This is a genomic window from Thiofilum flexile DSM 14609 (assembly GCF_000380185.1).
Taxonomy (GTDB): domain Bacteria; phylum Pseudomonadota; class Gammaproteobacteria; order Thiotrichales; family Thiotrichaceae; genus Thiofilum; species Thiofilum flexile.
Map to the genome: position 1 here is coordinate 48,168 of NZ_KB904816.1, position 14,343 is coordinate 62,510.

A 14,343-nucleotide genomic window follows, 5' to 3' on the forward strand; every position below is an offset into this window, starting at 1 on the left:
TATGACTATTAATTTTCGTGAACAAGCCGTGTCCGGCGTACAAAAACTGCAACCTTATCAACCCGGTAAGCCGGTTGAAGAATTAGAGCGTGAGTTAGGGATTAGTAATATTATTAAGCTCGCCTCAAATGAAAACCCGCTGGGCATTAGTCCTAAAGCACTCGCTGCCCTACAAAAAGGCTTGAGCGAACTAGCAATCTATCCCGATGGGGCAGGCTTTAATCTCAAACAAGCGCTCGCGCGTAAGTTTGGGGTGAATACGAATCAGATTACGCTCGGCAATGGTTCGAATGATATTTTGGAATTGATTACCCGCGCTTATTTAGATCCGAATCGCGGTGTGGTGATGTCTGAACATGCCTTTGCGGTGTATTACATTAGTTCGCAAGCGGTGGGAGCGCAATTACAAATTGCCCAAGCGAATCCGAGTGATGCGGCAATGCCCTATGGTCATAATCTAGACAATATGCTCCACGCTATTCAGGATAATACCGCCGTATTGTTTCTAGCGAATCCAAATAATCCGACCGGAACCTGGTTTAAGAGTGAAGAGCTATATCACTTCTTAAAACAAGTCCCTGAGCGAGTCGTGGTGGTCTTAGATGAAGCTTATACCGAATATGTAACGGATACGGATTTCCCAGATGCTTTGCCGTGGTTGAAGGAATTTCCGAATTTAATCATCACCCGTACCTTTTCAAAGATTTATGGCATGGCGGCCTTACGGGTAGGGTATGCCCTGTCTAGTCCTGATATTGCCGATATGCTGAATCGGGTACGCCAACCGTTTAATGTGAACTCACTCGCACTCTTAGCGGCTGAGGCTGCTTTAGGTGATGATGAGCATTTACAACGCAGTAAAGATACAAATACAGCCGGTTTAAAGCAGTGGCAAGCCGCGTGTGCTAAGCAGGGCTGGGAGTATGTACCGACACAAGGTAATTTTATTACCATTAACTGCGAGCGTAGTGGGGTGGAGGTATTCAATGCTTTATTACGCGAGGGGGTGATTGTGCGCCCTATTGCGAATTATGGCATGCCTAACTATGTGCGTATCACGGTGGGTACACCGGAGCAAAACGAGCGCTGTATTGCAGCATTGGCAAAGGTACTTAAAGCATGATTCAGCGCTTAGTAATCGCAGGTGTAGGGCTAATCGGCGGTTCACTAGCGCTAGCCTTAAAAGCTAAACAATATTGCCATGAGATTGTTGGGTTTGGGCGTGATGAGGCTTCATTGTGCCATGCCTATGAGTTGGGGGTGATTGATCGTTTTAGTACCAGCGCTGAGGAAGCCTTAGCGGGTGCTGAAGTGGTCTTATTAGCGGTTCCGATGCAGGCTATGTTGCCGGTATTAAACAGTATGCAACCCTATTTACCCGAACACGCGATTCTGACTGATGCCGGTAGCACTAAGCAAAGTGTGATTCATGAGGTTGAGCAGGTATTTGGGCCAAACTTTTCCCGTTTTGTGCCCGGGCATCCGATTGCGGGGCGGGAAAAGAGTGGGGTAGCTGCGGCACTGCCTGATCTCTATGAGGGGCGGCGCGTGATTTTAACCCCTACCCCTAGTACCGATGCTCAAGCGCTGCAAACCATTGCAACCATGTGGCAGGTCGCCGGTGGGCGGGTGGAGTATATGACACCGGCTTTGCATGATCAGGTATTAGCCGCGACAAGTCACTTACCACATGTATTAGCCTTTGCCTTGGTTGATACCTTACTGAAGCTTCCTGATCATGATGACATTTTACGTTATGCGGGCGGAGGGTTTAGGGATTCCACCCGTATTGCTTCGAGTGATCCGACGATGTGGCGCGATATTTGTCTGACCAATACGGGGGCGATTGTAGAAGTGGTGGAGGCCCTGCGCGAAAATCTAGCCGAATTTATCACCATGATGCAGCAGCAAGATGGTGAAGGTTTGCATAATCGCATGGCAACCGTTAAACAAGCGCGGGATGCGTATATGTCTAAATATGATGCAAGATAATAATAAATAATAGGGGTAATTAATAAGGAGGATGAGGCTATAATTTTAATTTTAAATAAGCCAATTTACGTTTGTCGACGATAAAAAAAGGGTGGTATATGTATAATGTATTAGTTTTTTATAGAGGATTTACGGCTCTTCAGGATCTTCCGTGGTGAGAACCTTTCTCATTATTCTGTTGGATAATTCTGCTTAACGAAATCAACAAGTTGAGATGTTCAGTCTGCTAAATTTCGCTCTTAATATGATTAAAAATTCAGCATTACCACGGGAAATCCCAAAGAGCCGGATTTACCTCTATTGTTAAGGGTTTTGAGGGGCTTGGGGGTAAATGTAGAAAATTTAAATGATTACCCTGATTTGGAAGAAATTAAAAAAATAAAAAATTTAAAATTAGCGCTCTTTAATATGTATCATATTGTTAAAAGACCTTTTTTATTTTTTAAGGTGAAAAAATACTTACAAAGTATTAACTGCCCTGTGATAGTTTGGAATAGAGATGGCTCCTCTAATATGGGAATGAAAGTGTGGAGGCAGTTTATTTTGAAACACGCCCCTCTTTTTGATCTATATGCCTCTCATACTTTACAGGATTTAGGAGCGCTTAGAGAAAAAGTTCTCTATTTGCCAAATGCAGCCGTTATAGATGATTATTATCCAAGCCCAGCATTAAAACAGCACTATCAGTATGATGTCGCCTTTATAGGTAATATGAATGCTAATAAATATCCTGAAGTGAAAAAAAGAGTTAGTTTCTTAAATCAATTAGCTATTAATCTAAAAGCACTGAATATTAACTATTATTTCGTTGGTCAGGAGGCAAGTTTAGAGCAACAACGCCATATTATTCAACAGTCTAGGATTAATCTTCAGTATCATGCAGGTTGTGATACACGCTTTCGAGACAAAACTCGATTTGAGCGCAGTTGGGGTCTACCTGAGAGATGTTATGGTATACCAGCCTGTGGTGGTTTTTTACTGAGTGATGAGCGAAAACATGGTAGTGATGATTTTGGGGAAGACTGGTGTTTTTTTGAGGATAGTCAAGAAGATTGTATAAATAAAATCCAATACTATCTAAATAATTTTGATTTAACTAGAGCCATTGCTGAAAGACAACAGCAGCGAGTATTAGAGCAACATACCTATCAACATAGAGCTTTACAGTTACTTCATTATGCTGAGGAATGGCAACGGCAATCTACTAAATCCCAACAGATACAGTTAACTCCTATCTAAAATGTTTAATATACTGTAAATAGATGGGATGGCTATAGTAACTATATTATGGATTTTTCCAGTAAAAAATTGATAACGGTACGGATACGCCCCGCTTTTTGGCTATTTTGTAGATAGTAAAGATAGACCCCTGGATAGTTGCGCCAGTAAGGTTCTAGTACGGGGATAAAGCTGTCTCGATCCGGTAAGCGGGCATGTACGGGCACAAAGAGTCGCCCAATACCCAGATGCTGGCGCACCCCATCGGCAATGACTTCAATATCATTGGTAATAATGCTGTGCGGCATTTGTACCGTGAGTTCCTCCCCCTGATTATTCAAGATCAGAGGTAAAATGCGTTTAGCAGTAATAAAACGATAGCCAATAAGACGATGCTGTGACAGCTCTTCAGGGGATTGTGGCAGACCGTAACGTTCCACATAGCCTGCGGATACATAGAGTCCTTCCTTAAAGGGGGCTAGTAATTGGCGAGCGACCCTGTTTTCCTGCAAATGATCACCAAAACGAATGTCACAAGATGCGTATGAGGTTGCCGCCGAACCCAAAAAGCTAGTTATTGTCCCTGATGCGAATTATGTGGATCTCTATGATCGTATGGACAAAATTCCATTTGATACGATCATGACATCATGCTGTATGGTGCGGATTGTCTGGTTATTTTTTATAAAGATTTCCCGACAAGTTATACCTATACCCGCCTAGCTCGTATCGAAAACCCTGCTGAATTAGTGGCGGCATTAGGTAAAACAGATGTAACCATCACTTTTCAGTTAAGTAACGAGCTATAGTTTGAATAGTAGTCATAGCGACTCACAGCTCAAGCGATTCAAATGCGCACTCAATGAAAACCCTAATGCTTTAGATAGCTCATGTGCTTTTTGTTTTAAGGTTTGATGCGTATCGGTATTAGGTACTCGTCCGGCAATAATAATCCAATTATGGCTGGAGGTATGTGTGGTTCTAATATCAGAAAAATAGGGCTTGAGGTCGTCTAATAAAGACGTATCATTTTGATGTTCCATCCACGCATTAATCACGAGCCAGCCATCTAGCTTTAATTGTTTAACACAATTCTCAATAAAGGTCGCGTGAAATTGCCCTTGATCAGCCCCTTGAGCTTGATATAAATCGGTAAAAATAATATCGACTTTACGCTCTACGCCCGTTTGCAGCCAATTATTCGCCTCGGCCTGAATAATCTGCATTCGTTTACCATAGGGTAGGTAAAAATATTTAGTGGCTAATTCAATCACGCTTGAGCGTAATTCTACCGCAGTAATGTGTACCCCTTTTAATTGATAATGCAAAGCCGTTGCCAAACATCCACCGCCTAACCCTAATAATAAAACACGAGCAGGTGTTTTAAATAATAAGACTAATAACATCGCCTGTGCATATTCATGCTGTAGCCAATGCGGTTGATGTTTTAATAAACGACTTTGCTCGTCACCTGCACCAAAAGATAACACCCGATAAACACTATCATCTTTGACAGTTACTACCCCCCATTCATCCGTGCGCGAGTCTAGGGTTTGCATCATTCACCTAAAGGCTTTAATAAATCGAGTAAATCGTCAGCGCTTAAATCATTACTTTCAGACTCTTTACCAGAATAAATACCATCTGCAAGGGCTTGTTTGCGTTGCTGTAAACGTAAAATCTTCTCCTCAACGGTTTCCTCAGTAATCAGCTTATACACGAAGACTGGCTTATCTTGCCCTAAGCGATAAGCGCGATCCGTGGCCTGATTTTCAGCCGCAGGATTCCACCACGGGTCATAGTGAATGACTGTATCGGCCGCCGTGAGATTTAATCCTGTACCGCCTGCTTTAAGGCTAATTAAAAATACGCTGGCATCGCCTTCTTGAAATTCATTAATGACCTCTTCACGTCTGCGGGTTTGTCCGGTGAGTTTAGTAAAACGAATATTGGCATTAACCAATTCCGTCTCAATTAAACTCAACATCGAGGTAAATTGGGAAAATAATAATACCTTGCGCCCTTCTTCAACCATTTCAGGTAATAAGGTCATCAATAGTTCAAGTTTAGCGGATTGAATAATGTTTTGTGCTTGCTCTAATTTAATTAAGCGCGGATCACAGCAAATTTGGCGTAATTTAAGTAGTGCATCCAAGAGCATAATATGGCTGCGAGCTAGACCTTTTTGATTGATTTCATCTCGCACCTTTTGATCCATCGCTAAACGCACAGTTTCATATAAGTCACGCTGTTTACCCTCTAAGGCGACCGTGCGTATAATCTCGGTTTTAGGCGGTAATTCACTAGCTACTAACGCTTTAGAGCGGCGTAACATAAAAGGCTGAATGCGTTGGCGTAATTGATGTTGTCGGGCTAAGTCTTGGTGTTTTTCAATAGGGGTACGGAATAAGCGCCCAAATTGATCATGACTACCTAAAAAGCCCGGCATTAAAAAGTGGAATAATGACCATAATTCACTTAAATGGTTTTCCATCGGTGTGCCAGTTAAACACAGGCGATGCTGGGCTTTAAGGCTAAAAATCGCTTGGGAGGTTTTAGATTTAGCGTTTTTAATCGTTTGCGCTTCATCTAAAATCAAATAATGAAAATTATATTCAGCATAGAGAGCTTCATCGCGCACAATCAAAGGATAGGTGGTGAGAATCAGATCATAATTTTTTAAGGTTTCAAAATGCTGATGGCGCTCGCTACCGTGTAAGACTAATACCTTGAGCTGCGGGGTAAAACGCTCGGCCTCGCGTCGCCAATTACTCATTAAACTAGTCGGTGCCACAATGAGACTAGGTGGGGCATCGGGTAGGCGTTGTTGCTCTATTAATAAATGCGCGAGGGCTTGCAGGGTTTTGCCTAGCCCCATGTCATCGGCGAGAATGCCATTGAGTTGATACTCGCGCAGAAATTGTAACCAATTTAAGCCTTGCTGTTGATAAGGGCGTAAGGTGGCTTGCAATCCTTCTGGCGGAGGAACAGGGGTAATGCCTGAGAAGTCACTTAAGCGGGTGGCGAGTTGTTGAATCGCCTCCGCACCACTCCATTGCAGGAGGGGGCTATTGAGCAGTTCGCTAAAGGCGGCACTTTGCAGTTTATGCAGACGTAAACGCCCATCTGTACCTAAGGCATTGTAATCAAAGAGTTCAATTAGGGTGTCAAAGATAGTGATTAAGCGTTTAGATTCTAGTTTGACCCAGTGATAATCATGAATAGGCACTAACAGATATGGCTCGTCTTGTAGCTTTTGTTTCAGTGCTAATGGATTTGGGCTTTGTTCTAGTAACTCAAGCAAAAGCGGCAATAAATCAATGCGTTGCCCATCAATCTCAAACCCCATACTGATATCAAACCAAGCATTATGAGGGGCGCTATCATGTACTTCAGCGCTCCAGTGCTCCACATTGTCAAAGCGCAAGACAAAGCTCTCATCAATGGTAAAGCGCCACGCGCCGGTCTGGGTGAGTTCAGGAATATGGACTTGCAGCAAGCGTTCCCACTGTGTGGCGGCCTGTTGTGGATTATCATGATTCATCACTAAGTCATATAGATCGAGTGACTCAAACCACGCATCCGGTAGGTCAAAACCTAGCTCAAATAAGGTATTCGTGAGTGCATCTTCGGCTGTTAGATGATGGTGAATCCGGTAGCGCTGCTGATCTTTATTAACAATGGTGATTTTAGCCATGGCCTCCGGCTGTACTAAGTGACCACCATAATCAAAGCGTAAACTAGCGACATGTACCGTTTTATTGAGTTCGGGGAGCTGTACCGCGCGTAGTATGACATCGGCAATGGGTTCTTGAGCGGGCACATCAATAATATTGGATTGCACTTTGCTAGCTGGTAGCGGCACATCCCCTTGCGGAATGAGCTGGAGAATTTTTTGGCTCACCCGCTCGGCTTCTAAGTCTGGAATCGGGGGCGCTTTGAGTAGGTGTAATAACTGATTAATGCTGAGGGTAGGGTGCTCTAGTAAGCCATAGGTACTGTGTTGAGTATCAACATAAAAGAGCTGGTCTAACTGGAAAAAATCGGTAATTTCGGGTTCAACGACTAAGGTGATACGGGAGTTTTTACCGTTTTTAGTCCATTCCAAACGTGCGTGGCGGGGTGTACCACGCTTGAGTGGCGGATGATCCGTCGATTGCCAAAATAAGCGTTCGGTTTGAGTCATGAGATCAAGTGCTATTCGCCCTAATTGCCCCGTGAGTTCAATCGGTTGGGCTTGCACATGGTCGCGTGGCACAATCATTTGCAAAATATCACGATCCATTTCACTAAAGCGAAAACTAGGACGCGCCCAACGGCTTAATAGGGTTGAGTATTCAATACGGTAATGTTGTCCATAACCCCCGCGTTTAAGTTGATTGGCACGGCGTGGCTCGACGGTGAGGCGGCGTTGTTTCGCGCCATTGCTCAATAAATAAATAATATCGGAGGCAGAGAGTAAGCTTTCTTTTAAGTTAGGATCATCCTGAGGCGTCGTTTGTTCTAGATCATTAAGCCAGCGTTGTACCTCATTCGCTGAGTTGGAGCGTGCGACCGCCATGACCGATTGATGCGCGACTGCTTGAGCATATTCGAGTACCGAGGCTACCCCGTGTTTGCACTGTTCACCAGTGCTACAGGAGCAGGTATTACGCACATTATAGGTATTACGATCAATCAGGGTATGGGTTTCATAGGGGTTATTACCTGTAACCGAAGATTCAATAGCAATCGAATCCTCGGTACTTGCATGCCGCTTTAATTGCACCCGTCCTTCCTGAAAATAATTCGCACCGCGCCGAATGGAGTTTAAATCGTAGCTAACTAAAATTCCCTCCGGGGGTAAGCCGGCAAGTTTTAAAAGACGAATATGTTCAGGCTTTAGCATAAGGACTTATAATTCAATGACTGTAATTTAATGGCGGAAATGGCGCATACCCGTAAAGACCATTGCCATACCGTGTTCATTGGCAGCAGCGATCACTTCATTATCACGCATGGAGCCACCGGGTTGAATGACGGCTTTAATCCCCGCAGCGGCAGCATTATCGATCCCATCACGGAAGGGAAAAAACGCATCCGAAGCCATCACCGAGCCTGTTACCGTTAGCCCTGCGTGTTCTGCTTTAATCGCTGCAATGCGCGCAGAGTTTACACGGCTCATTTGTCCAGCACCGACCCCAATAGTCATGGCATTATGGGCATAAACAATGGCGTTAGACTTAACAAACTTGGCGACTTTCCAAGCAAACTCTAAATCGCGTAGCTCTTCCTCAGAGGGTTGACGCTCCGTGACGACGGTTAAACCCTCTAATAAGGCCATATCAGCGGTTTGCACCAATAAGCCACCATGTACCCGTTTGAAGTCGAGCCAAGGCTGAGAAGAAGCTGCCCATGGCTCAACACTTAATAGGCGCACATTCTTTTTAGTGGCAATGAAAGCTTGTGCATCGCTACTGACACCGGGGGCGATAATCACTTCAACGAATTGGCGCTCCACAATGATTTTAGCCGTTTCAGCATCCAATGCTTGATTGAAGGCAATAATGCCACCAAAGGCCGATTCTGGATCTGTACTATAGGCACGGTTATAAGCTTCTAAAATAGAAGCACCGACCGCCACACCACAGGGGTTCGCATGTTTAACAATAACACAAGCCGGCGCATCAAACTGTTTTACACATTCCAGTGCAGCATCGGTATCGGCAATATTATTGTAGGATAGTTCCTTGCCTTGGAGTTGGGTGGCAGTGGCTATTGTACCTTGAGGCGCATTGTGCTCGACGTAAAATGCAGCGGCTTGGTGGGCATTTTCCCCATAGCGTAACTCTTGTTTCTTAACAACTTGTAGATTAAACGTGGCGGGGAAATTCAGTGGTTGTGCGTGACTACCCCCTTGTACACGAGTACCTAAGTAGTTTGCAATCATGCCATCGTAATGGGCGGTGTGTTCAAAGGCTTTGACGGCAAGTTCTAGACGTGTTTCTGGGGTAATACAGCCGTCATGGTTTTGCATATCTGATAGCACAGCCGCGTAGTCACTGGGGTTAACTACAATCGCTACATGGGCATGATTTTTAGCACTCGCGCGTACCATTGCAGGGCCACCAATGTCGATATTTTCAATCGCATCGTCCCATGAGCAATTAGGTTTGCTAGTGGTGGCCTCAAAGGGGTAGAGATTCACCACAATCAGATCAATGCGCCCAATATTATGCTCTTGCATAACGGCATCATCTTGCCCGCGTCGCGCTAAAATCCCGCCATGAATTTTAGGATGTAAGGTTTTGACCCGACCATCCATCATTTCAGGAAAGCCGGTATAGTTTGAAACTTCAATGACGGGGAGCTTATGTTCAGCCAATAATTTTGCTGTACCCCCCGTGGAGAGTATTTCAACGCCCCGCGCATGGAGTTGTTGCGCGAGTTCTAACACACCCGATTTATCTGAGACACTAATAAGCGCTCGTGTCACCTTGCAAGCACTAACAGAGGACATGCTAACTCTATTCCCAAAAACGCGGAATTTTAGCCGGTTTATGGTTGGGATGGTAGGGTTACTTTTGCTCAGGTGCTGATATTGCATTTGTCACGCGGATAAGGTGAATTTGTTACAAATGATATTGCCTAGCGTGGCGTACTATGATCGGTATTGCAGCTTGGCTTATTAAGTAAGCACAACGCTGCCACTAGATTTGAATTAAATACATACCATGAGGGTTAATGATGAAAGTTGGATTATTGGCTGCAGCACTAGTAGCTGCTTTAAGTAGTGCCGTAGTGAGTGCTAATAGCGTCACCTTAAATGCTGCACCTAGAATGGTCGCACCAACACCACAGAATAGTGTCACGCTAAATAAAGCAAATTTTACCACCATGACGTGGCAATTAGTTTCTATTCAAGCACCTAAACAAAAGGCCTCTACCACGCTCACTAGTGGTGTGCCTGCCAAAACCTATACGCTCACACTAGATAAAAATGGATCTTTAGGGACTAAGGGCTGTAACTCGTTATCCTTTAATTATCAAGTTCTGGGTGCTTCACAGCTTAAGATAAACTCCGGCGTGAGTACTTTAATGGGCTGTCAGGGTAAACTCGGTAAGGCCGATCAAGAAATGCAGGGTTATTTAAAAGGGGTATTAAATTATCAGTTTGTGAATAAAAAAACCTTGCAACTTGTAACACCAAATAAAGTAGTGATGACGCTGAAAGGCACGCCAACACCCGAAGCTAAATACCAAGGCGAGGGTAAAATTAAATTTATTGAAGTCGAACCCAATGGCAAGTCTTATAAATGGCGCGAAGTGACCTTTGATAAGGATTTTGTGAAAAAAACTTATGGTGCGTGGAGTAACACTTTCCCCGGTATTGAGGGTTATACCCCAAAGCCTACGATTAAAAATCTGGTACGGGTGAAAGAGTTTGTCAGCACGAAAAATAAAAACAAAGTGTGGGTGCTGGATATGGTGACCTCTAGTGAACAGCTAAATATCAAGTAGTTTTATTAAGTACTTATAGTTTACAACCGATTAGGCGCTAGGGCTTGAGCGCCTAATCGAGGTGAGGGTATGGGGTAAAATGAGTGTTGAATGGGAGGCTTTTTAAGCGTTCTTTAACGAATTACGGTATGTAATACGGTTTTTCGCTCGAAAAATACTGCAAATGTGCCATAATCCCACACGGTTATTTTAGGCCATTGGGGTTTGACTGCACCTTCTGAGTACCAAATCGAAGGGGGCTTGCCATAATGAGCTTTGACCCACTGCATACTTTTGCCCGCCAATTGGGTTGAGTGAAGCGGGATCGTGGGCTTAGTAGCCGAGTGAGCTTGTACACTCAGTAGACTAAGACTTGTAACAATAAGAGCATAAAAAAATCGCTGTAACACCAACATGATTAATCTCCTCAGTACTCGATAGTGAGTCTTGCCATCCATGTTTAAACCATTAGAACTCTTCATCGGTCAGCGTTATACCCATTCTAGGCGGCGTAACCGTTTTATTTCATTCATCTCGTTTGCGTCTATGCTCGGTATTATGCTGGGTGTGATGGTATTAATTACTATCCTGTCAGTGATGAACGGCTTTGAAAAGGAGCTGCGTGATCGTATCCTCGGCGTTGTCGCGCATGTGACGGTATCAGGTGCTGATAATCAGCTCAGCCCGTGGTCGGATACCCTAAAAACCCTTAAGGCAAATCCCGAAGTGCTAGGCGCTGCCCCCTATACCCAAAAACAAGTGATGCTGATTAATGGTAATCGCCTACGTGGTGTCATTATTCAGGGCATTGATCCTGCTCTTCAGCCCGAAGTCAGTGAAGTGAATTTTCGCCTTTTAGAGGGCAGTATGGAGGCACTCGTACCACGTGAATATGGCATTGTGCTAGGGGTGGAGGTTGCCAATAATCTAGGCGTGGGGCTAGGGGATAAAGTGACCGCTATTGTGCCACAAGTCCAAGTCACACCTGCTGGCATTATGCCACGCGTACGCCGTTTTACCGTAGTCGGGGTGCATCGTGTCGGAATGCAGGAATACGATGGTTTAACCGCCTTTATTCATCTCGATGACTCTCAACGCCTGTTTCGTATGCCGGATAGTGTCAGTGGTATTCGTTTAAAATTAAATGATTTATTTGAAGCACCTGCGCTCACAAAACAATTACAGGCTCAATTAGGTAAAGATTATAAAGTAAGCGATTGGTCAAAAGAGCATGGCAATATTTTCCGTGCTGTCAAAACCGAACGTATTGCTATGACGGTGATTTTATCCTTAGTGGTCGGGGTCGCGCTCTTTAACCTCATTGCCTCGCTTATGATGGCGGTGAATGATAAACAAGCCGATATTGCTATCTTACGTACCTTAGGCATGCCGCCGGGTCAAGTCATGCGCATTTTTATGGTACAGGGCAGCATTATAGGCATTATAGGCACTATTTTCGGGGTCATTTTAGGGGTCTTATTCGCCTTAAATGTGGGCAGTATTGTGCCTTTTATTGAAAACACCTTTGGCTTTAAAATTTTCCCGCCTAATTTATTTTATGTTAGTGAAGTACCTTCGCAAATGTATGTTTCCGATGTGGTTAAAATCGCTATTTTAGCGTTAATTTGCTCGGTATTAGTGACCATTTACCCGGCATGGCGTGCGGCTAAGATTCAACCTGCGGAGTCCTTACGTTATGAGTAATTTATTCCAGCCCTTGGTTGCATCCATTGGCCTGCGCTATACCCAATCACGGCGTAAGAGTCATTTTATCTCCTTTATTTCACTCGCCTCCATTATCGGTATTGCTATTGGGGTATTAGTGCTGATCACAGTTCTCTCGGTCATGAATGGCTTTGAGACCGCCATGCGTGATCGTATTTTAGGGATGCTCGCGCATGTGACCGTGTCAGAAAATGATGCGCTGGTGGATGATTGGAAACCGATGTTAGAGGATGTCAAACGCTTTCAACATGTCAAAGCCGCCGCTCCTTTTATTGAAAAACCTGTGATGCTCAATCATGGCGATGAAGCGCGTGGGGTGATGCTACAGGGCGTATTACCTGACTATGAGTCGCAAGTCGCCGATGTGTTTAAGCATATTAAAAAAGGCGATGCTAATACGCTTAAAGCCGGTAGCCACCATATTATAATTGGCTCGAAATTAGCAGAAGACTTAAAAGTCGATGTGGGCGATAAAGTCACATTGATTAGCCCCTCTGGAGATGCCTTAGAAAATGGTGAGTTACCTAGTTTAGAGCGCTTTACTATAGGGGCTATTTTTCGCATTGATATGCAAAACTATGACTCTGCGTTTGTCTATGTCCACCAAGCCGATGCCCAAGAAATATTTGATATGGGTAGCCGTGTGACGGGGGTGCGTTTAAAACTCGATGATGTTTATCAAGCTCCGACCGTCGATACGGAGATTATGAATCGTATGGGGCTGAATTATCCTGATCTTTGGGTCAATAACTGGACGCGGCAGAATGAAAACTTCTTTAAAGCCATACAAATGCAAAAGTCAGTGATGTTTATTATTTTATTGCTGATTGTGGCAGTGGCGGCGTTTAATTTAGTTTCTACTTTAGTGATGGTCGTGACGGATAAAGAATCGGATATTGCCATTTTACGTACCTTAGGCATGTCTCCGGCGAAAGTGATGCAAGTGTTTATGGTACAAGGCACACTCATTGGCATTATTGGTACGGTCATTGGGGTCGGTTTAGGGATTTTATTGGCTATGAATGTAGGGACATTAGTCGGTTGGTTAGAAGTATTATTTGATACACATTTTATTTCGGGAGATGTGTATTTTATTAGTGAATTAGAATCTAAAGTCAATCCGCGCGATGTCATTTTAATTATTAGTGCATCCATTATCTTATCATTAATTGCCACGATTTATCCGGCGTGGCGTGCATCTAAAGTTCAACCCGCTGAGGCGTTACGTTATGAATAATAATCCCGTGGTGATTCGCTGTAGCCAACTCACGAAATCCTTTGCGGATGGGCGTTTAAATGTGGATGTATTGCGCTCAGTCGATCTCGAGGTTCACGCTGGGGAGCGGGTGGCGATTGTGGGTAGTTCCGGTAGTGGTAAGAGTACCTTACTGCATATTTTGGGCGGTTTAGATTTACCCAGCTCCGGTCATGTCGAGGTATTGGGCAAACGTTTAGACCAACTCTCCGATGTGGCACGGGGTAATCTACGCAATGAAAGCTTAGGGTTTATCTATCAGTTTCACCATCTTTTGCCGGAGTTTACCGCGCTAGAAAATGTATCTATGCCGCTGTTAATTCGTGGGATGGATGTGAAAAGCGCCAGTCATACCGCCAGTTCCTTACTCAAACATGTCGGTTTAGGCGAGCGCTTGGATCATAAGCCCGCCCAACTCTCCGGGGGTGAGCGTCAGCGGGCTGCAATTGCTCGTGCCTTGGTGACACGCCCTAAAGCGGTACTAGCCGATGAGCCAACGGGTAATCTAGATCAGCAAACGGCTGAGCAAGTCTTTGAGCTCATGCAGGGCTTAAATCAGCAATTACAAACTGCATTTGTGATTGTGACCCATGATATGAAATTAGCGAGTCGTATGGATACGATGTATCGCCTCATGGATGGGGAATTAAAGCGCATTTAGATCATGTTTAAAT

General features: G+C 44.3%; 13 protein-coding genes. 8 read left to right on the forward strand and 5 right to left on the reverse strand.

Annotated features, from left to right (window positions below; all coding sequences use genetic code 11):
• The first annotated feature begins 1 nt into the window (after window position 1).
• From hisC to A3IK_RS0116970, 3 genes are all read left to right on the forward strand, one after another.
• A complete protein-coding gene (hisC, locus tag A3IK_RS0116960) occupies window positions 2-1,123 on the forward strand; it encodes a histidinol-phosphate transaminase (protein ID WP_020561166.1) in 1,122 nt (373 codons plus the stop codon).
• A complete protein-coding gene (locus A3IK_RS0116965) occupies window positions 1,120-1,992 on the forward strand; it encodes a prephenate dehydrogenase (protein WP_020561167.1) in 873 nt (290 codons plus the stop codon). Before hisC ends, A3IK_RS0116965 begins: the two co-directional genes overlap by 4 nt.
• A 321-nt stretch (window positions 1,993-2,313) precedes the next feature.
• Window positions 2,314-3,231 carry a glycosyltransferase family protein gene (locus A3IK_RS0116970; protein ID WP_020561168.1) on the forward strand — a complete coding sequence of 306 codons (918 nt, stop codon included), beginning with the start codon at window positions 2,314-2,316 and terminating at the stop codon, window positions 3,229-3,231.
• A 41-nt stretch (window positions 3,232-3,272) separates the two neighbouring features.
• Here A3IK_RS0116970 and A3IK_RS19890 read toward each other — a convergent pair whose 3' ends face one another.
• Window positions 3,273-3,776 (reverse strand): LysR substrate-binding domain-containing protein, encoded by a 504-nt coding sequence (locus tag A3IK_RS19890; RefSeq protein WP_281167289.1) that lies wholly within the window; start codon window positions 3,774-3,776, stop codon window positions 3,273-3,275.
• 84 nt (window positions 3,777-3,860) lie between these two features.
• On the opposite strand from A3IK_RS19890, the gene A3IK_RS21425 reads away from it, so the two are divergent.
• A complete protein-coding gene (locus A3IK_RS21425; protein WP_020561170.1) occupies window positions 3,861-4,019 on the forward strand; it encodes a cyclophilin-like fold protein in 159 nt (52 codons plus the stop codon).
• Between the two features lie 12 nt (window positions 4,020-4,031).
• On the opposite strand, the gene A3IK_RS0116985 is transcribed toward A3IK_RS21425, so the two are convergent.
• The 3 genes from A3IK_RS0116985 to purH are packed head-to-tail and all read right to left on the reverse strand — an operon-like array spanning window position 4,032 to window position 9,709.
• Complete coding sequence (locus A3IK_RS0116985; protein ID WP_026221038.1) at window positions 4,032-4,772, reverse strand: spermidine synthase; 741 nt, start codon at window positions 4,770-4,772, stop codon at window positions 4,032-4,034.
• Complete coding sequence (locus A3IK_RS0116990) at window positions 4,769-8,098, reverse strand: DEAD/DEAH box helicase (protein ID WP_020561172.1); 3,330 nt, start codon at window positions 8,096-8,098, stop codon at window positions 4,769-4,771. The genes A3IK_RS0116985 and A3IK_RS0116990 overlap by 4 nt, the downstream gene beginning before the upstream one ends.
• A 27-nt stretch (window positions 8,099-8,125) precedes the next feature.
• Window positions 8,126-9,709 carry a bifunctional phosphoribosylaminoimidazolecarboxamide formyltransferase/IMP cyclohydrolase gene (gene purH / locus A3IK_RS0116995; protein WP_020561173.1) on the reverse strand — a complete coding sequence of 528 codons (1,584 nt, stop codon included), beginning with the start codon at window positions 9,707-9,709 and terminating at the stop codon, window positions 8,126-8,128.
• A gap of 224 nt (window positions 9,710-9,933) precedes the next feature.
• Between purH and A3IK_RS0117000 the strand changes: the two genes are divergently transcribed.
• The gene (locus A3IK_RS0117000) at window positions 9,934-10,710 is read left to right on the forward strand and encodes an META domain-containing protein (protein ID WP_083915768.1); all 777 of its coding nucleotides are present in this window, start codon (window positions 9,934-9,936) and stop codon (window positions 10,708-10,710) included.
• 113 nt (window positions 10,711-10,823) lie between these two features.
• On the opposite strand, the gene A3IK_RS19895 is transcribed toward A3IK_RS0117000, so the two are convergent.
• Window positions 10,824-11,105, reverse strand: a complete 282-nt coding sequence (locus A3IK_RS19895; RefSeq protein WP_020561175.1) for a hypothetical protein — start codon at window positions 11,103-11,105, stop codon at window positions 10,824-10,826.
• A gap of 40 nt (window positions 11,106-11,145) precedes the next feature.
• On the opposite strand from A3IK_RS19895, the gene A3IK_RS0117010 reads away from it, so the two are divergent.
• From A3IK_RS0117010 to lolD, 3 genes are read left to right on the forward strand one after another with little or no spacing between them, the layout of a single operon-like run.
• Window positions 11,146-12,393, forward strand: coding sequence for a lipoprotein-releasing ABC transporter permease subunit (locus A3IK_RS0117010; RefSeq protein ID WP_020561176.1), 1,248 nt, complete (start codon window positions 11,146-11,148; stop codon window positions 12,391-12,393).
• Window positions 12,386-13,651, forward strand: coding sequence for a lipoprotein-releasing ABC transporter permease subunit (locus A3IK_RS0117015; RefSeq protein WP_020561177.1), 1,266 nt, complete (start codon window positions 12,386-12,388; stop codon window positions 13,649-13,651). Before A3IK_RS0117010 ends, A3IK_RS0117015 begins: the two co-directional genes overlap by 8 nt.
• Window positions 13,644-14,330, forward strand: coding sequence for a lipoprotein-releasing ABC transporter ATP-binding protein LolD (gene lolD, locus A3IK_RS0117020; RefSeq protein ID WP_020561178.1), 687 nt, complete (start codon window positions 13,644-13,646; stop codon window positions 14,328-14,330). Before A3IK_RS0117015 ends, lolD begins: the two co-directional genes overlap by 8 nt.
• Window positions 14,331-14,343 lie beyond the last annotated feature (13 nt).